The organism is Citrobacter tructae (assembly GCF_004684345.1).
GTDB classification, from domain to species: Bacteria; Pseudomonadota; Gammaproteobacteria; order Enterobacterales; family Enterobacteriaceae; genus Citrobacter; species Citrobacter tructae.
The window spans coordinates 713,341-732,766 of the sequence record NZ_CP038469.1; the positions used below are offsets into that span (position 1 = coordinate 713,341).

Annotated in this window: 18 protein-coding genes; 12 read left to right on the plus strand and 6 right to left on the minus strand. The window is 53.6% G+C overall.

The window, feature by feature from the left end; translation table 11 throughout:
* The first annotated feature begins 225 nt into the window (after positions 1 to 225).
* The 7 genes from sufA to ldtE all read left to right on the plus strand — a co-directional run bounded on the left by sufA (position 226) and on the right by ldtE (position 6,873).
* On the plus strand, positions 226 to 594 hold the full coding sequence (sufA, locus tag E4Z61_RS04040; RefSeq protein WP_135321641.1) for a Fe-S cluster assembly scaffold SufA: 369 nt from the start codon (positions 226 to 228) through the stop codon (positions 592 to 594).
* An 8-nt stretch (positions 595 to 602) separates the two neighbouring features.
* A complete protein-coding gene (sufB, locus tag E4Z61_RS04045) occupies positions 603 to 2,090 on the plus strand; it encodes a Fe-S cluster assembly protein SufB (RefSeq protein WP_135321642.1) in 1,488 nt (495 codons plus the stop codon).
* Between the two features lie 16 nt (positions 2,091 to 2,106).
* Complete coding sequence (gene sufC, locus E4Z61_RS04050; RefSeq protein WP_135321643.1) at positions 2,107 to 2,853, plus strand: Fe-S cluster assembly ATPase SufC; 747 nt, start codon at positions 2,107 to 2,109, stop codon at positions 2,851 to 2,853.
* Complete coding sequence (gene sufD / locus E4Z61_RS04055; RefSeq protein ID WP_135321644.1) at positions 2,828 to 4,099, plus strand: Fe-S cluster assembly protein SufD; 1,272 nt, start codon at positions 2,828 to 2,830, stop codon at positions 4,097 to 4,099. The genes sufC and sufD overlap by 26 nt, the downstream gene beginning before the upstream one ends.
* Positions 4,096 to 5,316, plus strand: a complete 1,221-nt coding sequence (sufS, locus tag E4Z61_RS04060) for a cysteine desulfurase SufS (RefSeq protein WP_135321645.1) — start codon at positions 4,096 to 4,098, stop codon at positions 5,314 to 5,316. The genes sufD and sufS overlap by 4 nt, the downstream gene beginning before the upstream one ends.
* A 12-nt stretch (positions 5,317 to 5,328) precedes the next feature.
* Positions 5,329 to 5,745 (plus strand): cysteine desulfuration protein SufE, encoded by a 417-nt coding sequence (gene sufE, locus E4Z61_RS04065; protein WP_135321646.1) that lies wholly within the window; start codon positions 5,329 to 5,331, stop codon positions 5,743 to 5,745.
* A 123-nt stretch (positions 5,746 to 5,868) separates the two neighbouring features.
* Positions 5,869 to 6,873 carry a L,D-transpeptidase LdtE gene (gene ldtE, locus E4Z61_RS04070; protein ID WP_135324871.1) on the plus strand — a complete coding sequence of 335 codons (1,005 nt, stop codon included), beginning with the start codon at positions 5,869 to 5,871 and terminating at the stop codon, positions 6,871 to 6,873.
* Between the two features lie 71 nt (positions 6,874 to 6,944).
* On the opposite strand, the gene lpp is transcribed toward ldtE, so the two are convergent.
* From lpp to ynhH, 3 genes are all read right to left on the minus strand, one after another.
* Complete coding sequence (lpp, locus tag E4Z61_RS04075) at positions 6,945 to 7,181, minus strand: murein lipoprotein Lpp (RefSeq protein ID WP_003029373.1); 237 nt, start codon at positions 7,179 to 7,181, stop codon at positions 6,945 to 6,947.
* A gap of 308 nt (positions 7,182 to 7,489) precedes the next feature.
* Complete coding sequence (gene pykF, locus E4Z61_RS04080) at positions 7,490 to 8,911, minus strand: pyruvate kinase PykF (RefSeq protein ID WP_135321647.1); 1,422 nt, start codon at positions 8,909 to 8,911, stop codon at positions 7,490 to 7,492.
* 7 nt (positions 8,912 to 8,918) lie between these two features.
* Positions 8,919 to 9,149, minus strand: coding sequence for a protein YnhH (gene ynhH / locus E4Z61_RS24320; protein ID WP_420808696.1), 231 nt, complete (start codon positions 9,147 to 9,149; stop codon positions 8,919 to 8,921).
* A gap of 329 nt (positions 9,150 to 9,478) precedes the next feature.
* On the opposite strand from ynhH, the gene E4Z61_RS04085 reads away from it, so the two are divergent.
* Genes E4Z61_RS04085 through E4Z61_RS04095 form a run of 3 tightly spaced genes read left to right on the plus strand, consistent with a single transcriptional unit; the run spans position 9,479 to position 11,996 of the window.
* Positions 9,479 to 10,501: a methionine ABC transporter ATP-binding protein gene (locus E4Z61_RS04085; RefSeq protein WP_135321648.1), complete on the plus strand. Its 1,023-nt coding sequence runs from the start codon at positions 9,479 to 9,481 to the stop codon at positions 10,499 to 10,501.
* On the plus strand, positions 10,494 to 11,162 hold the full coding sequence (locus tag E4Z61_RS04090; RefSeq protein ID WP_135321649.1) for a methionine ABC transporter permease: 669 nt from the start codon (positions 10,494 to 10,496) through the stop codon (positions 11,160 to 11,162). The genes E4Z61_RS04085 and E4Z61_RS04090 overlap by 8 nt, the downstream gene beginning before the upstream one ends.
* A gap of 21 nt (positions 11,163 to 11,183) precedes the next feature.
* Complete coding sequence (locus E4Z61_RS04095; protein WP_135321650.1) at positions 11,184 to 11,996, plus strand: MetQ/NlpA family ABC transporter substrate-binding protein; 813 nt, start codon at positions 11,184 to 11,186, stop codon at positions 11,994 to 11,996.
* A 45-nt stretch (positions 11,997 to 12,041) separates the two neighbouring features.
* On the opposite strand, the gene ttrA is transcribed toward E4Z61_RS04095, so the two are convergent.
* Genes ttrA through ttrB form a run of 3 tightly spaced genes read right to left on the minus strand, consistent with a single transcriptional unit; the run spans position 12,042 to position 16,857 of the window.
* Complete coding sequence (gene ttrA / locus E4Z61_RS04100; RefSeq protein WP_135321651.1) at positions 12,042 to 15,107, minus strand: tetrathionate reductase subunit TtrA; 3,066 nt, start codon at positions 15,105 to 15,107, stop codon at positions 12,042 to 12,044.
* On the minus strand, positions 15,100 to 16,122 hold the full coding sequence (gene ttrC / locus E4Z61_RS04105; protein WP_135321652.1) for a tetrathionate reductase subunit TtrC: 1,023 nt from the start codon (positions 16,120 to 16,122) through the stop codon (positions 15,100 to 15,102). Before ttrC ends, ttrA begins: the two co-directional genes overlap by 8 nt.
* Positions 16,123 to 16,857 (minus strand): tetrathionate reductase subunit TtrB, encoded by a 735-nt coding sequence (gene ttrB, locus E4Z61_RS04110; RefSeq protein WP_167817520.1) that lies wholly within the window; start codon positions 16,855 to 16,857, stop codon positions 16,123 to 16,125.
* 227 nt (positions 16,858 to 17,084) lie between these two features.
* Here ttrB and ttrS point away from each other — a divergent pair, with 227 nt between their 5' ends.
* Both ttrS and ttrR read left to right on the plus strand, forming a co-directional pair.
* Positions 17,085 to 18,818, plus strand: a complete 1,734-nt coding sequence (gene ttrS / locus E4Z61_RS04115) for a tetrathionate respiration histidine kinase TtrS (protein ID WP_420808704.1) — start codon at positions 17,085 to 17,087, stop codon at positions 18,816 to 18,818.
* On the plus strand, positions 18,793 to 19,377 hold the full coding sequence (gene ttrR / locus E4Z61_RS04120) for a tetrathionate respiration response regulator TtrR (RefSeq protein ID WP_135321654.1): 585 nt from the start codon (positions 18,793 to 18,795) through the stop codon (positions 19,375 to 19,377). Before ttrS ends, ttrR begins: the two co-directional genes overlap by 26 nt.
* Positions 19,378 to 19,426: the final 49 nt, after the last annotated feature.

Here is a 19,426-nt window from a genome sequence, read left to right on the forward strand (position 1 = left end):
CGCGTTTTACCTTGCCGAACGATTAGTTATTCGTAACCCATTATTTATCAAAGCATTGAACAAAATAATCCATCTCTGTGAACCCTCGTCGCAGGGTCTATGCTTAATAAAAGTAGTCAAAAAGGGCGGTTAACCCGAATGCCCCTGCTGATGAGGGGTTGAAGTGATAATCATTATCACTAACATGGTGTTGTAGCGTGCAGGCTAATGACTCGAGGTAACCCTATGGAATTGCATTCAGGAACATTTAATCCGCACGATTTTGCATGGCGCGGGTTGACGTTAACGCCAGCCGCCGCGGCGCATATTCGTGAGTTGGTGGCAAAACAGCCCGATATGCTGGGCGTGCGGTTAGGTGTGAAGCAAACGGGATGTGCGGGGTTTGGCTATGTGCTGGATACCGTCAGCAAACCGGAAAAAGACGATCTACTGTTTGAGACGGATGGCGCCAGGCTGTATGTACCGTTACAGGCGATGCCGTTTATCGATGGCACTGAGGTCGATTTTGTTCGTGAAGGATTAAATCAGTTATTTAAATTTCATAACCCAAAAGCCCAGAACGAATGCGGCTGTGGCGAAAGTTTTGGGGTATAGGCGGTACTATGTCGCGTAACACTGAAGCAACTGACGATGTCAACACTTGGGCTGGCGGACACCTCAATTATAAAGAGGGGTTCTTCACCCAACTAAAAACAGATGAACTGGCGAAAGGCATCAATGAAGAGGTCGTGCGGGCAATTTCCGCGAAACGCAACGAACCGGAATGGATGCTGGAGTTTCGCCTGAATGCGTTCAGGGCGTGGCTGACAATGGAGGAGCCGCACTGGCTAAAAGCGCATTACGATAAGCTGAATTATCAGGATTACAGCTATTACTCCGCACCTTCCTGCGGCAACTGCGATGAAACCTGTGCCTCTGAGCCGGGAGCGGTACAACAAACGGGTGCGAATGCGTTTTTAAGTAAAGAGGTTGAGGACGCTTTCGAACAGCTTGGCGTGCCGGTGCGTGAAGGTAAAGAGGTGGCGGTCGATGCCATTTTTGACTCGGTGTCGGTGGCGACTACCTATCGTGCAAAGCTGGCAGAACAGGGGATTATTTTCTGTTCGTTCGGTGAGGCCATTCACGATCACCCGGAACTGGTGAGGCAATATCTCGGCACCGTGGTACCAGGCAACGACAATTTTTTTGCCGCGTTAAATGCGGCGGTTGCTTCAGACGGTACGTTTATCTACGTGCCAAAAGGTGTGCGCTGCCCGATGGAGCTTTCTACCTATTTCCGTATTAATGCGGAAAAAACGGGTCAGTTCGAGCGCACCATTCTGGTGGCGGATGAAGGCAGCTACGTCAGCTACATTGAGGGCTGTTCGGCACCGGTGCGTGACAGTTATCAACTACATGCGGCGGTGGTAGAAGTGATCATCCACAAAGATGCCGAAGTGAAATACTCGACGGTGCAAAACTGGTTCCCCGGCGATGGTAATACCGGCGGTATTCTGAACTTCGTCACCAAACGCGCATTGTGTGAAGGCGAAAATAGCAAAATGTCGTGGACCCAGTCGGAAACCGGTTCGGCCATTACCTGGAAATACCCGAGCTGTATTTTGCGCGGCGACAACTCTATTGGCGAATTTTATTCCGTTGCGCTGACCAGCGGTCATCAGCAGGCGGATACCGGTACCAAGATGATCCATATCGGCAAGAACACCAAATCAACCATTATCTCTAAAGGGATCTCCGCTGGGCGCAGTCAGAACAGTTATCGAGGTCTGGTAAAAATCATGCCGACGGCCACTAACGCCCGCAACTATACCCAATGCGACTCGATGCTGATTGGCGCGGACTGTGGGGCGCACACCTTCCCATATGTGGAGTGTCGCAACAACAGCGCCCAGCTTGAACACGAAGCTACGACTTCACGTATTGGTGAAGATCAGCTGTTCTATTGCCTGCAACGTGGAATCAGCGAAGAGGATGCTATCTCGATGATCGTCAACGGGTTCTGTAAAGACGTGTTCTCCGAACTGCCGCTGGAGTTCGCCGTGGAAGCGCAAAAACTGCTTGCCATCAGTCTTGAACACAGCGTCGGTTAAAATTTAAGGAAAGCACATGTTAAGCATTAAAGATTTACAGGTCAGTGTGGAAGATAAGGCGATCCTGCGCGGGCTCAGTCTTGAAATTCGCCCCGGAGAAGTCCACGCCATTATGGGACCGAACGGTTCCGGGAAAAGTACGCTGTCTGCAACGCTCGCTGGACGTGATGACTACGAAGTCACCGGCGGGACGGTAGAGTTCAATGGTAAGGATTTACTGGAACTGTCGCCGGAAGACCGGGCCGGTGAAGGCATCTTTATGGCGTTTCAGTACCCGGTGGAAATCCCCGGTGTCAGCAATCAGTTTTTCCTGCAAACCGCGCTCAATGCGGTACGCAGTTACCGTGACGAAGAGGCCCTGGACCGATTCGACTTCCAGGATTTGATGGAAGAGAAAATAGCGCTGCTGAAGATGCCGGAAGATTTGCTCACCCGCTCGGTGAACGTTGGATTCTCCGGCGGTGAGAAAAAGCGCAATGATATTTTGCAGATGGCGGTGCTGGAGCCTCAGCTGTGCATTCTCGACGAGTCTGACTCGGGGCTGGACATCGACGCGCTAAAAATTGTCGCCGATGGCGTGAATTCGTTGCGCGACGGTAAGCGCGCATTCATTATCGTCACTCACTACCAGCGCATCCTCGACTATATCAAACCCGATTACGTCCATGTTTTGTATCAGGGACGCATTGTTAAGTCCGGCGATTTCACGCTGGTTAAACAGCTGGAGGAGCAAGGATATGGCTGGCTTAGTGAACAACAGTAACGTGCTGCAGCAGTGGCACCGTCTGTTTGAGTCGCAGGGCGAAACCCGCTCACAGCATGCGCAGCAGCACATGCAGCAAATGCTGCGTCTGGGGCTGCCCACGCGTAAGCACGAAGACTGGAAATACACACCGCTGGAAGGACTCGCCAACGGTCAGTTTGTCAGTCGTTTTGCCGCGATAAGCCCGGCGCAGTGCAATGCGCTGGCGGCTGGTATTGATGCCGTGCGTCTGGTGTTTGTCGACGGGCAATTTTGCGAAGCGCTTAGCGACAGTGTGGACGGCAGCGGTTTTGATATTACCATCGATGATGCACACTTGCCGCTACCGGCACCGATTCAGCCAGAAGTCTTTCTGCACCTGACGGAAAGCCTGTCGCGCAGCGTGACGCGCATTCAGGTGAAGCGTAATCAGCGCCCAGCGAAGCCGCTGTTGCTGATGCACATCACCCAGGGGTTGGCGGGAGATGACGTCAATACCGCGCATTATCGCCACCATCTTGAACTGGCGGAAGGCGCGGAAGCTACCCTCATCGAACACTATGTCAGCCTCAACGAGCTGAAGCATTTTACCGGTGCGCGCGTAACGATGAACGTGGCGGCAAATGCCCACTTGCACCATATCAAACTGGCGTTTGAGAATCCGGTCAGTCATCACTTCGCCCATAACGACATTCAGCTGGGCGCAGATGCCACGGCGATCAGCCACAGCTTTTTACTCGGTGATGCAGTATTGCGCCATAACACCAGTACCCAACTGAACGGCGAAAACACCACGCTGCGGATTAACAGCCTGGCGATGCCGGTGAAAAACGAAGTCTGTGACACCCGCACCTGGCTTGAGCATAACAAAGGCTATTGCAATAGTCGGCAACTGCATAAAACCATCGTCAGCGATAAAGGTCGGGCGGTATTCAATGGCCTGATCAACGTGGCACAGCACGCGATTAAAACCGACGGGCAAATGACGAATAATAATTTGCTGCTCGGTAAGCTGTCGGAAGTGGACACCAAGCCGCAGTTGGAAATCTACGCCGATGATGTGAAATGCAGCCACGGTGCGACGGTGGGGCGGATTGACGATGAACAGATGTTCTATTTGCGTTCGCGCGGGATCGGCCAGCAGGATGCTCAACAGATGATTCTCTATGCGTTTGCCGCTGAGCTGACGGAAGCCCTGCGCGATGAAACGCTTAAACAACAGGTTCTGGCGCGGATCGCTCAACGCCTGCCGGGAGGCGTAGCATGACATTTCCAATTGAAAAAGTGCGGGCCGACTTTCCTGTCCTGACGCGTGAAGTGAACGGCCTGCCGCTGGCTTATCTGGACAGCGCCGCCAGTGCGCAAAAACCGAATCAGGTGATTGATGCTGAAGCTGAGTTTTACCGCCATGGCTATGCGGCGGTTCACCGCGGCATTCATACCTTAAGCGCTCAGGCGACGGAAAAAATGGAGAATGTGCGTAAGCTGGTGTCGCTGTTTATTCACGCCCGCTCCGCTGAAGAGTTGGTATTTGTGCGCGGTACGACCGAAGGCATTAACCTGGTGGCCAACAGTTGGGGTACCAGCAATGTGCGGGCGGGGGATAACATCATCATTAGCGAGATGGAGCACCATGCCAATATCGTCCCATGGCAGATGCTGTGCGCCCGCGTGGGCGCGGAGCTACGCGTCATCCCGCTGAATGACGATGGTACCTTGCAACTGGATATCCTGCCGACGCTGTTTGACGAACGCACTCAACTGCTGGCTATTACCCATGTATCTAACGTGCTGGGCACCGAAAATCCGTTAGCTGAGATGATCGAGCTGGCGCACCAGCACGGCGCAAAAGTGCTGGTCGATGGTGCGCAGGCGGTGATGCATCACAAGGTGGACGTGCAGGCGCTGGATTGCGACTTTTATGTCTTCTCGGGACATAAACTCTATGGCCCCACCGGTATCGGCGTGCTGTATGCCCGCGAGTCGCTACTACAGGAGATGCCGCCCTGGGAAGGTGGAGGGTCGATGATAGCGACGGTCAGCCTGAGTCAGGGAACGACCTGGGCCAAAGCCCCCTGGCGTTTTGAGGCAGGAACGCCTAACACCGGTGGCATTATTGGCCTGGGTGCCGCCATTGAGTATGTGAGTGCGCTAGGGCTTGATGAAATCAGCGAGTATGAGCAGTTCATAATGCGTTATGCGCTAGAACAACTGGCGGAAGTGCCAGATTTGACGCTATACGGGCCGGATAACCGTCTGGGAGTGATTTCGTTTAACCTCGGCAAACACCACGCTTATGACGTCGGCAGTTTTCTTGATAACTACGGCATCGCCGTGCGCACAGGACATCACTGCGCCATGCCACTGATGGCGCGTTATAACGTCCCTGCGATGTGTCGGGCATCTCTGGCAATGTATAACACCCATGAAGAGGTGGATCGCCTGGTCACAGGTCTCGTACGAATTCACCGCCTGCTGGGATAACAGGGAGGCGTTATGGCTGCTCTACCGGATAAAGAAAAGTTATTGCGCAATTTTTTGCGTTGTGCGAATTGGGAAGAGAAGTATCTGTATATTATTGAATTAGGTCAGCGTTTACCGGAGTTAAATGCTGATGATCGCTGTGAGAAAAATAGTATTCAGGGCTGTCAAAGCCAAGTATGGATCATTATGCGTCAGAATGCTGACGGTATTATTGAATTGCAGGGTGACAGTGATGCGGCGATTGTGAAAGGACTCATTGCTGTGGTATTCATTTTGTATGACCGAATGACCGCCAAGGATATTGTGAATTTTGATGTGCGTCCATGGTTTGAAAAAATGGCGCTGGCGCAGCATCTCACGCCATCGCGTTCACAAGGTCTGGAAGCGATGATTCGCGCTATTCGTACGCAAGCGGCAACTCTTAGCTAAACTGATAAAATATATTATCCGGCAAGCCTTGCTGGATAATGTTGAGCAGATTAATGCAATGACTCGTATGCCGGATAACGCAGTCGCCGCTATCCGGCAAAAACGCCAGGGGGGTGAGTGAGTATGAAACGCGCGTCTATTATTACTCTAATGCTGATTGGCGCTTATAGCGCTATACAGGCCGCTTGGGCGGTCGATTATCCTTTGCCCCCGGCGAACAGCCGCCTTGTTGGGCAGAATCAAACCTACACTGTTCAGGAAGGCGATAAGAACTTGCAGGCGATAGCCCGCCGGTTTGATACCGCCGCGATGCTGATCCTCGAAGCTAATAACACCATTGCCCCGGTCCCAAGTACTGGAACTCTTGTCACTATTCCCTCGCAACTGCTGCTACCGGATGCTCCGCGTGAAGGCATTATTGTGAATCTGGCGGAACTGCGTCTGTATTACTTCCCGCCGGGAGAGAACATTGTTCAGGTATTCCCTATTGGTATTGGCTTGCAGGGGCTGGAGACTCCGGTGATGGAAACCCGGGTGGGGCAGAAAATTCCCAACCCAACATGGACACCCACGCCAGGCATCCGTAAGCGTTCTCTGGAGCGCGGCATTACGTTACCGCCTGTGGTGCCTGCCGGGCCTAATAACCCGTTAGGGCGCTTTGCACTGCGTCTGGCGCATGGCAACGGTGAATACCTTATCCATGGCACCAGCGCACCCGACAGCGTAGGCCTGCGCGTGAGTTCTGGCTGTATTCGCATGAACGCGCCGGACATCAAAGCCCTGTTTACCCAGGTCAGAACCGGCACGCCAGTCAGAGTGATTAACGAGCCGATAAAATATTCAATTGAGCCAAACGGCATGCGTTATGTCGAAGTGCACCGTCCATTGTCTCCGGAGGAAGAACAAAACGTACAGACCATGCCGTATGTGCTACCAGCAGGTTTTAGCCAGTTTAAAGACAGTAAAGCTGTTGATCATAGTCTGGTGGACAGGGCGCTGTATCGCCGGGCGGGTTATCCGGTTACCGTAACGGCCGGGCAGACGCCGATTGCGGCCAATGGGCCAGAGGTAAAGTCGGTACAGAATGGATTACCGGCAGGGGTGGAAGAAACACGGACGACGCAGTAGCAGAGAAGGCGAGAAATTAAGGACAAAAAAAATGGCGCACAAAGTGCGCCATTTCTATTACACAGATACTATTACTTACGGTATTTAGTAGCTGCGTTATCCAGACGCTGGTTAGCGCGTGCTGCGTCATCTTTAGCAGCCTGAACGTCGGAACGCATTGCGTTCACGTCGTTGCTCAGCTGGTCAACTTTAGCGTTCAGAGTCTGAACGTCAGAAGACAGCTGATCGATTTTAGCATTGCTGGAGCAACCTGCCAGCAGAGTAGAACCCAGGATTACCGCGCCCAGTACCAGTTTAGTACGATTCATTATTAATACCCTCTAGATTGAGTTAATCTCCATGTAGCGTTACAAGTATTACACAAAGCTTTTTAGGTTGAGAATATTTTTTTGATGCGAATGCACTTATTTTTGATCGTTCGCTCAAAGAAGCATCGAATTGTGCAAAAACGGCGAAAAACCCGAGTGAAAACAGAAAGCTTCCATCGGATTCATCTTAGATAATCTCTAATTAGATAGTGAAATCCGATTTGATTTTTTATTAATAGTGGCTATCACAGAAATAAAAAAAGCGCCGCAAGGGCGCTTTTTAGGCAAATTAATTCCCGATGGAATTATTACAGCACGTGAACAGATGCTGTGTTGGTGGTGCCGCTCGGTACCAGTGCACCGGAAACCATCACCACAACGTCGCCTTTCTGTGCCAGGCCGCGTTCAACAAGCTGCAGTGCAACTTCTTTACCCAGACGGTAGAAATCATCAGTAGAGGCAATTTCTTTTACCAGGTGCGGAATTACGCCTTTGCTGAGAACCAACTGACGTGCAGTCACTTCGTTGGTGGTCAGCGCCAGAATGGTCGCGTTCGGGAAGTACTTACGTACAGCTTTAGCAGATTTACCGCCCTGGGTTGCCACGACGATCAGCGGAGCTTCCAGTTTTTCAGCAGTTTCTACAGCACCACGGCAAACGGCTTCGGTGATACGCAGTTTGCGGTTGTCATGGCTGTTGTCCAGACGGCTGGTCATCACGCGGTCGGTACGTTCGCAGATGGTCGCCATGATAGTAACGGCTTCCAGCGGGTATTTACCCTTAGCGGATTCACCAGACAGCATGACCGCATCGGTACCGTCGAGGATGGCGTTTGCCACGTCACCGGCTTCAGCGCGGGTCGGACGTGGGTTTTTGATCATGGAGTCCAGCATCTGGGTCGCGGTGATAACCACTTTACGAGCGCGCACGCATTTTTCGATCATCATCTTCTGCGCGAAGATAACTTCTTCAACCGGGATTTCTACGCCCAGATCGCCACGTGCAACCATGATGCCGTCAGACGCTTCGAGGATTTCGTCGAAGTTGTTCAGGCCTTCCTGGTTTTCGATTTTGGAGATGATCTGAATGTTTTCGCCGCCGTGGGCTTTCAGGTGCTCACGAATTTCAACGACGTCAGAACGTTTACGGATGAAGGATGCCGCAACGAAGTCAACGCCTTGTTCGCAGCCAAAGATCAGGTCTTGCTTGTCTTTTTCAGCCAGAGCAGGCAGCGCGATAGAAACGCCCGGCAGGTTAACGCCTTTGTTTTCACCGAGGTCGCCGTTGTTCAGCACTTTACAGATAACTTTGTTACCTTCGATAGCGGTAACTTCCATGCCGATCAGGCCATCGTCAACCAGCACGGTGTTGCCTACGGACAGATCACTGGTGAAGCCTTCATAGGTAACAGCAACGATTTCGTTGTTACCCACGACAGATTTGTCGGTGGTGAAAGTGAAGGTCTGGCCTGCTTTCAGAGAAACGTCGTTGCCGCCTTCCAGTTTAATGGTGCGGATTTCCGGACCTTTAGTGTCAAGCAGGATGGCGGCTTTCTTGCCGGTCTTGCTCATCACGTTGCGCAAGTTCTTAATGCGCTGACCATGTTCTGCGTAGTCGCCGTGGGAGAAGTTCAGACGCATGACGTTCATGCCCGCGTCCAGCATTTTGGTTAACATCTCTTCGGATTCGGTTTTCGGACCGATGGTGCAAACAATTTTCGTCTTTTTCATGACAGTCTTAGTCTTTAAGTTGAGAAGGATATGGAAATCTGGCTTCCGTCGCGCACGAATGGGAAGCTAAACCTGAGTTACGAAAGTTGTGATGCCTCGCTCTAAGGATAGGTGACATCGAATGAGCGTGCAGAGGAATGTGTGCTTGCGTTTCAGCCCAACGGGAAGGAGAGTTTTGTAGTCGTTGAGTTTTACAGGTCAATGTGCTGAAACCATTCAAGAGACAATTGGCGCGCATTATACGCTGAAAATTATCCAAAAGGAAAATGGAAACGGTGTTTCAAAAGCGTTCTGTGCAGTTTCACAAAAAATATTCACTAATTTGTTCATCACTATGGACAAAGAGGTTGCCTGGACCGGCCGTTTGTTGCGCAACAGCGTCGATTTCTCTTCATTTTCGATCAAGAGAGACGTTGAAAAAGAAGTATTCCTAATAGTTATATCAAATTCTTTTTAATTCATATCAAAAGCCCATTTCCCTGATTACACTCGTTTGGACATCCATACTGCTAAATAACAAACAACATTAGCAGGATAACGATAAGCAGCAGCGGATACCCAAACGACATGATTGTCCTGAAAAATATTTCGAAAGTGTTTACGCCAGGCAGGCTTGCTATTACCGCTGTCGATAACGTCAACCTGACGGTTGAACAGGGACAGATTTACGGAATTATTGGCTACAGCGGTGCTGGTAAGAGCACCCTGATTCGCCTGCTTAACGGCCTCGAACAGCCAACATCCGGCAGCGTGACCATCAATGGTCACGATATCTCTGCGGCGCGCGGGGAATCGTTGCGTCAGGCCCGGCTGAAAATCAGCATGGTGTTTCAGCACTTTAACTTGCTGTGGTCACGGACCGTCAGCGAAAACATAGCTTTCTCAATGCAAATTGCTGGTGCGTCAAAAGCAAGAATTAAGGCTCGCGTGGCCGAACTGGTTGCGTTGGTGGGGCTAGAGGGGCGAGAAAACGCTTATCCGTCGCAACTCAGCGGCGGGCAAAAACAGCGCGTAGGGATTGCCCGCGCGCTGGCGAACAATCCGGACGTGCTGTTGTGCGACGAAGCGACCTCCGCGTTGGATCCGCAAACCACCGATCAGATCCTGGATTTGCTGCTCGATATTAACCGTCGTTTCAAATTAACCATTGTGCTGATTACCCATGAGATGCACGTGGTGCGCAAAATTTGCGATCGCGTGGCGGTGATGGAAAACGGCAAGGTGGTTGAAGAGGGCGATGTGCTCAGCGTGTTTACCCATCCGCAGCAGGTGATCACCCGTCAATTTGTCCGTCAGGTGAGTCAGTATGCCGAGGAAGATGAGTTTAACCCGCAGCTGGCAAGCGAGTTTGGCGGCGTGGTGATCAAGTTAACGTTTACCGGGCAGCGTACACATCGACCGGTGGTTGGAGAACTGACCCTGCGTTACGGCCTGCCGTTTAACATTCTGCACGGCAAGATGACGCAAACCGCCCACGGTGCGTTTGGTCAACTGTGGGTACACGTGGTGGCCACTGAAGAACAACTCAACAATATTCTGGCCGATCTGCGCCACAGCGACATTGACGGCGAGGTGATCCAACATGGCTGATTCCCTGTTCCCTCATCTGAAATGGGACCAACTGTTTGCTGCAACGCAGGAGACGCTCTACATGACGGCGCTTTCCGGCGTGGCGACCTTTATACTGGGTATTGCGCTCGGACTGGCGTTATTTCTGACCGCGCGCGGCGGCCTGTTTCAGAACCGCACGTTGTACAGTGCCATCTCGCTGCTCGTGAATATTTTCCGCTCGATCCCATTCATTATTTTGATCGTGTTACTGATCCCGTTTACCAAAGCGCTTGTCGGCACCATTCTCGGCGCCAACGCCGCACTGCCCGCGCTGATTGTGGGGGCAGCACCGTTCTATGCCCGGCTGGTCGAAATCGCCCTGCGTGAAGTAGATAAAGGTGTTATTGAAGCGAGCCGCTCAATGGGCGCGCGGCTGAGTACGCTTATTTTTCGGGTTTTACTGCCGGAATCATCACCCGCTCTGGTGTCCGGGATCACCGTAACGCTGATTGCACTGGTTAGCTACAGCGCAATGGCGGGCGTGATTGGTGCCGGTGGTTTAGGGAATTTGGCTTACCTTGAAGGCTTTCAACGCAACCACAGCGACGTCACGCTGGTGGCGACGGTGACTATTCTTGTCATTGTTTTCATCATCCAGTTTTGCGGCGATGTGATCACCTCTCTGTTAGATAAACGCTAATAAAATACGGAAACCATTCTCATGAAAAAAACACTGACATTACTCGCCGCAGCGACCTTAAGCGCCCTGAGCTTTTCCTCCTGGGCTGATACGTTGACTGTTGGTGCGTCCAATGTGCCGCACGCTGAAATTCTCGAACAGGCGAAACCGATTCTGGCGAAGCAGGGGATCGAGTTGGAGATCAAACCATTCCAGGACTACATTCTGCCCAACACCGCGCTGGCGGGGCGTGAGATTGACGCCAACTACTTCCAGCATATTCCGTACCTGAACAGCGTGCTGAAAGATCATGCGGGTGACAAAACCTATGATTTCGTCAGCGCCGGGGCGATTCATATTGAGCCGATTGGTATCTATTCAAAAAAGGTGAAATCGCTGAAGGACTTGCCGGAGGGCGGAAAGGTCATCATGCGTGACGCGGTTTCAGAAGAGGGGCGCATTTTGTCAATTTTCGAAAAAGAGGGTGTGATTAAGCTCAAGCCTGGCGTTGATAAAGTCACCGCGCGTATCAGCGACATCGTGGATAACCCGAAGAAGCTGAAGTTCCTGCCTAACGTTGAAGCGGCGCTGTTGCCGCAGATGTATAACAACGATGAAGGCGATGCGGTGGTGATTAACGCCAACTACGCCATTGATGCCGGGCTGGATCCGGTGAAAGATCCGATTGCTGTTGAAAGTGGTGAAAACAACCCGTATGCCAACATCATTACCGTGCATCGCGGCGATGAGAAGAAAAAGGATATTGTGGCGCTGGTTGATGCGTTGCACTCAAAAGAAATCCAGGACTGGATCCGCACCAAGTATAAAGGCGCGGTGATCCCGGTAAATAACTGATAATCAAGGTGCCGGGTAAGGTGAAGCTGTTACCCGGCACAAGGGTTAGACTCGTTCAATTTTCGCCGGAAGCCCCTGGCGCACAGATGCGCCCGACACCCAGTCCAGCCAGGTATTGGCTACCAGACGTGTTGGGTCGGCAAAACCCAGATCGTTAATATTAATTCCCGATTTTATCTTTTCATCAAACGGCATCGGCTCCCCGTCGAGCGTGTGCTGTGCCGCACCCATTTCTTTATGTCCGTAGCCATGTTCAATCGCAATGACGCCCGGCATTACGCCGTTAAGCAGGCTGACCTGCGCTTGGGCTTGTCCACCCGGCGTAATGATGCGTATCGTATCGCCGTGGGACACGCCATAACGCTCGCCGTCCTGCGGATTGAGCGCCACCAGGTTCACCGGTTTGAGATGGTGTAAACGCGGGATCACCGCTGATGCGCTGGACATGGTATTGGACTTAAAGGAGATCATCTTCAGCGGCCACTCCTGTAGCGGGAATAATTCGTCCACAGAGCGCCCGTCAGAGAGGCGTGAAGGATACCAGGCCGGACAGCCGCTGTAGCGTTCGCCGGTAATCGCATGGCGGTGCGCGGCGACGTCCGCGTTCCAGATTTGTAGCGGTTTCTCCCACGCATTACCGACTCGGTTATCGAGCCGCCCGCTGTTGTCCGGCGCAAAGCGACCTCCGCGCGAGAAAACGAACGCCACGCGACGGATTTCGTCGGCTTTCAGCGTTTGAGTGATGACTGGCAGGATCCGTGTCATACCGGTCAGCGAGATATCTTCCGGTGCGGCTTCGGCAACCGGTGCTTTACCCATAAACGCAATGTTAGCGGCGATCCTAAGGTAGTAATCTTCTGCGCGGTTCAGCGGATAGTGATTACCTTGCGGGTCGGTTATGGCGTTGTCGCCAAAGCCCGGCAGTCCGATGCGTTTTGCCACTGCGATGCAGAACGACTCCATGGATACCGGTTGACCGTCGGCGGTCCTGCTGGTGGCGGGCGCAACGACAGGCCAGCGAGCGGTAGTGGCTTTGCTGGCGACGCCTGCCCACGGTGCGCTGAACCCCCAGCTTTCGAAGTTATGGGTATCCGGAACAATATAATCCGCCAGTGCAGTGGTTTCGTTCATAAAAGCGTCAATGGCGATAAACAGTGGGAGACGCGCCGGATCCTTGAGCTTTTCTTCCGCCACGCCGCGCAACCCTGCAATTCCGTAGAACGGGTTGGTCATGTTGGAGATCCAGGCTTTTAACGGGTAAGGGTAGCCTTCGAGCGCTGAGACGAGGAGTTCGGTCAGTTGCCCTGCGACAAACGGATACCACGGGGCTTTTGCCGGGAAGGGCGATTGTCCGGCGGCCACTTTATTACGGTACTCTTCAGAGGATTCATAGGCGGTTTTGCTGCGCGCGATGCTTAAGCCTTTAGGTTTCACCTTTCCGGCGAAGCTGTCCATATTGTAGCGCGGCCCATCGGTGGCACCGTTGAACTTACCGCCGCCAACAAACACGCCGCCTTCAAGACTAAGGTTGCCAATCAGCGCATTCAGCATCATCACAGCCCAGGCGTTGTAAAATCCATTGCCCGCCATCATCCCGCCGTGGGTGATTACCGCAGCTTTACGTCCGTGGCGGGTGAATGCGTCCGCCAGTGCGCCTATTTTGGCCTCCGACACGCCGCACTGCTGACTATATTGCGCCAGCGAAAGCTTTTCGGAGGACTCTTTCAGACGCTGGAATCCGCTTTTGACCGTCACGGTTTGCCCGTCAGCCAGCGTCACTTCGCGTGTCACCAACAGTTGTGCGCGTTGACAGTTGCTGGCAGCCACCATTTCGCCAGCCTCGTTAATGACCAGTGGTTCACTGGCCGCGCCGGTGTTCAGATGTGCGAGCGTGAGATGCTGCCCGGCAAGCGTTGGGATCTCATCGGTAATCACCAGATGCGTGGCGTTGGTCCAGCTTTTTTCTCCGGCCTGCTGCATGGCCTGTACGCTTGGGATGGCAAGGTAATCGACGTTGTAACACTGCTTTTCGATTATCCAGCGGATCATCCCCATCGCCAGCGCGGAATCGCTTCCCGGGTTCACGGGTTGCCAGTGCCCACGATCGTCTGCCAGCACTGTGGTTAACGGCAGGGCGGGCGCGACGACGACATACTGGAAATCATTACGCAAACGGGCGCTGGCGAGCTGGCGAGCCTGACGCTTAAACGGGTTACCTGACTGTGCCGGGGAGGTACCCATGAACAACGCAAACTCAACGTTGTCCCAGTCCGGTTTAACGTGGGTGTTTTTATCCAGATCCCCCATTAATGCACCGGAGCCAGCTCGATATGCCAGCCCACAATACGCGCCGTGCGCGCCGAAGTTTTTACTGCCGAAACTGTTCAACGCGAAGCGGCGTATAAACGTATCGCGTCCCTCGTCGCTGGTATTGGTGACCAGTAACTGATTGGATTTCGGGCCAAAGCCGGGATGTTTGGCATCTATCGGGGTCGTGGGAGCGTGGATGGCCCGCAGGCCGTCAACGTGACCCTCGCCAAACAGATCACCACCTTCCACCACCTCTTTGATCAGTTGCTCAAAGCTGATGCGCTGCCATTTTCCTTCGCCACGCTTACCGACACGCTTCATCGGTTCCAGAATACGCAGCGGACTGTACAGGCCTTCGAGCAGAGTTGCGCCCCTGGCGCAGGCGGTGGAACGCGCATCAAGACCGCTTTCGCCCGCCAGTTGTTCCATTGCCGTGGCAAACGGAACAGCAGAGTCAATGTGATGTTCATGTGACAACGGATGATACGGGTTGCCCGCAATGCGTAGCACTTTGCCCTCTTTGCTGTCGACGCGTACCCGAACACCGCACTGGGTCCAGCAGCCGAAACACTGGGTCATGGAGATCACCTGCTGCGGGTTCTGCTGCCAGCGCGGCTGGGCGTTGGCTTCGGGGATCAACGCATTACCGAAGATGCGATCGCGGGTGATTTTTCCTGAGGAGCCATCCAGTAAACCGTCAATCGCGCGCTTTGCAACATCTCGATAACTCAGGCCAAAGGTCACCATCCCGCCAACGGCGAGACCGACTTTCAGCCACTGACGACGGGTTAAATTAGCCATGTTGTATTCTCCTTGCGATGGCGTTCAGGGCTTCACGAACAATAATGATTAGCGCAATCCACAGGCCAAAGGTGCCCACAATGGCTAGCCAGCCATCGGTGCCGCCGGGCAGGGTGTAAGGGTTAAATTGCGCGTTAAATTTCGGGAGGGTCTGCACCTGAATTAGTATCGTCCAGCGCATCAGCCAGCACAGCGCCATGGCGCTGAAGGCCAGCGTAATACGCAGCGGTAATGACGATGGGTGACGTATTGCCCACCCGCAAAGGCCCAGAGAGATAACCCACAGCACCACCCAACCGGTGGCGTAGTGCCGTGCAGAAGCGGCGACATCCAGCCATTGGCGGATAGCTGAGCCAGAAAGCGTATCGCCGCTTACCCACACCGCCATCACGATTGCCAATAGGATCAACGTTGTAATCTGCCCCCACGCCAGTTTGCGTGGCAGTGTGCTTTCGCTGTTTACGCTGGCGATAAGCAGGGCGAAGAAGGTTTGCAGCGCGCTGAGGAACATCGCCAGCGGGAAGGCGTAGCTGAACCAGATGGGGCGCGCCTGTACCACTGAGACTTCGCGACTGGTATACACCAGTAGTCCGATGGCTGAGAGCGCGCTGCCCACGGCTAACCATTTAGTGACGCTGTAACTTTTTTGCGTAAAATGTTTGATCTGCTGAGCCAGGAACCACAGCCCAAGAAACCCGGTGAACAGCGGTAAAAACAGTGCGCCCCACGGCATCCATGACCACGGTGTCGGATATGCGTAAAAATGCCAGACACGTGCGGTCTGGTGCAGGTCCGCCGTCAGTGCCAGCGGAGCGGTAATGGCACAGGTCAGGGCGATCAGCAGCGTCAGGTTTTCTAGCTGCGGTTGCGTGTTTTTACGCCAGTGCAGTACGCAGGCGAACAGCGCCGCGCAGGCGGCAATGCCGATGAAAAAGAAATACTGTACCGCCCAGGGCAGCCAGCTTACCTCCTGCGGATGGGCCAGCACCTCTTCGATAATCAATGAATGGGTCATTTAAACCTCCTGCCACAGAGCGGGTTGAGCACGTCCCATCAGCGGGGTGACAAAGGCGTCATCCAGCCCCAGATAGAACACATGAGGTGAGGTGCCGCTTTCCGGTTTCAGGACTTTGATGGCGTCATGATGATCGTGCAGCATCTGCGAAATCCGACTGTGTGGATCTTTTAAATCGCCAATGATGCGCGCGCCGCCAACGCAGGACTCCACGCAGGCAGGAAGTAGCCCGGCTTCCAGTCGGTGCACGCAGAATGTGCATTTATCGGCGGTCTGTGTTTCATGGTTAATAAACCGTGCATCGTACGGACAGGCTTGCACGCAGTAGGCGCAGCCCACGCAGCGCGTATTGTCGACCACGACAATGCCATCTTCACGCTGGAAGGTGGCCTGCACCGGACATACGGGGACACAGGGCGGGTTATCGCAATGGTTGCACAGGCGCGGTAGCAGAACGTTGGTGACGCTTTGCTGGCCCTTAAGCTGTACCTGATATTGGTTGACGTTGGTACGAAACGCTCCCTGAGGAGTCTGGTTTTCAATGGCGCAGCTGACGGTACAGGCCTGACAGCCGATACACCGTCTCAGATCAATCAGCATGCCATAGCGATGCTGACGCGAACCTTCATGGCGTTCGGGCGAGTAGGGAAATTGGGCCTGAGCCAGGGGAACTAGGGATGCGCCCGCGGTCAGAACGCCCAGTTGCTGGAGAAACTGCCGTTTACTACTGTCCATATTTTCTCCCGTCACGATGCAACAACGAAACATTGGTCACGCCGTTGGTTTGCGTGTGATGAATAAAGAATCTTGATGATTTACAGTGTAAAAATCGTGGCGGGGGCAGCTCTATTGTGGTTAACCACATACCCGGCTTGTTGTTGATCTAAAACAACATAAATAACAGGGATAATTGCGTGGGATGTAAAGTAGTAAGATGCCTGACGGTGCTGGCATCGTTGTGGATGATGAGCACAACGGCCTGGTCGCAAACCTGGAACATTGGCGTTTTGGCCATGCGTGGGGAGGTCTCGACACGCAGCCACTGGCAGCCGTTGGAAACACTGCTGAATCAGCAAATCTCCGGTGAGCAGTTTCATATTCAACCGCTGGATCTGCACCAGATGCAGGATGCCGTGAACCGGGGAACGGTGCAGTTTGTGGTGACCAATCCCGCGCAATTTGTGCAGTTAAACAATCGTGCTGCGCTACGCTGGCTGGCATCTTTACGCTCCACCCGGGGCGGCAAAGCGACCAGCAATGTGATTGGCAGTACGATCCTGGTCAGGCGTGATAGCGGAATTACGTCTGCACACGATCTGATCGGTAAAACGGTGGGGGCGATCGATGCCCAGGCATTTGGCGGTTATTTGCTGGGTTATAAAGCACTCAGCGATGCGGGGTTACGCCCCGAGCGCGATCTGCGCCTGAGATTTACTGGCTTTCCCGCCGATGCATTAGTGTATTTATTACGTGAGAAAGCCGTTCAGGCAGTGATTGTGCCGGCGTGTCTGCTGGAAAAAATGGATGAAGAAGGGCTCATCCATAAAGCAGATTTTATGGCGGTACTCAACCACCCAACGTCGATTCCCTGCCTGACCAGCACGCCGCTCTATCCTGACTGGTCCTTCGCTGCGCTGCCCTCGGTTAGCGATGAACTTGCCGATCGCGTCACCCGGGTCCTGTTTAACGCACCGCAAAACGCACCTTTCCGCTGGGGGGCTCCCGCCTCGACTCGCGAGGTAGAAACGTTGCTACGCGACGTTCGCCAACATCCGCAGCAGCGTCAACTGTGGCTGGATATCAAAAGCTGGTTTATCCAGCATCAGTTGGCAATGGGGGCCGCCGCGGTGGTTCTGCTTTTGCTCATGCTCAACTACATCTGGGTGATGCTGTTGGTACGTCGTCGCGGCAGGCTGCTGGAGCGTAACAGTGTGTTGTTGCGTAAACAGGAGCAGGCGCTGGAAACCGCGCGCCAAATGAGTGTCCTCGGTGAGATGACGTCCGGGTTTGCCCATGAACTCAATCAGCCGCTCTCGGCTATTCGTCACTATGCGCAAGGCTGTCTGATTCGCCTGCGCGGCCAGGATCAACAGCATCCGCTGTTACCCGCGCTTGAACAGATTGACGCCCAGGCGCAGCGCGGGGCCGATACGCTGCGCAATCTGCGTTTGTGGGTCAGTCAGGCACAGGGCAATCCGGTGATGATGGATGACTGGCAGGCGATCAACGTACGTGATGCTGTCCACCACGTCTGGCAATTATTACGCATGACGCAGCAATTTCCTGACGTCACGCTGCAAACCACGATCAGCAGCAGCTTAACGCTAACGCTGCCCACCGTTCTGCTGGAGCAGGTACTGGCGAATCTGGTGCTGAACGCCGCCCAGGCGGGGGCCAGCACGGTATGGTTCACGGCGCAATGTGATGATACTGGCGTCAATATCGTGGTACAGGATAATGCCGGAGGTATTGATGAAACCCAGATTTATCAGGCCTTTCAACCCTTTATGACCACCCGCAAAGAAGGGATGGGACTGGGGCTGGTCATTTGTCAGCGCCTGGTTCGCTACGCCGGTGGGGAGATTAGCATCAACAATCAGTTGGCCCCGGATGGTCGGGCGGGCGTCGCGGTACGATTACATTTTAAGCCGACATCGAAAGGAGACCGTTGTGGCGATCATTCATCTGCTGGATGACGACGTTGCCGTCACCCAGGCCTGTGCATTTCTACTGGAAAGTTTGGGATACGAGGTCCGGTGCTGGGAGCAGGGGGAAACCTTCCTTGCCGAGGTCAATCTGCATCAGGTCGGGGTGTTATTGCTGGATATGCGTATGCCGGTGCTGGACGGACAAAGCGTACATGAGGAGATGCGACGACGCGGCAGCACGCTGGCGGTGGTATTTCTCACCGGACATGGCGATGTTCCGATGGCGGTAGAGCAAATGAAACGCGGGGCGGTCGATTTTCTGCAAAAGCCGGTTTCTGCCGGGCCGCTTCAGGCCGCGCTGGAGCGTGCGCGGCAGGCTTCCATTGTGGCATTTTCGCGTCACGAGATTGTTGCCTGTTACCAACAGCTCACCCCAAAGGAACGCCAACTGGCAGGCCTGGTGGCACAAGGATTGATGAACCGGGAAATCGCAGACGCAATGAATATTGCGGTCCGTACCGTTGAGGTCCACCGGGCAAGAGTGATGGAAAAGATGCAGGCGGGGAGCCTGGCTGAGCTGGTTAACCGGCTTCAGCAGGTTCTGTAGATTGATGACATTTATTTGATTTTCATTGATTTTTTGTCTAATAAGCCAT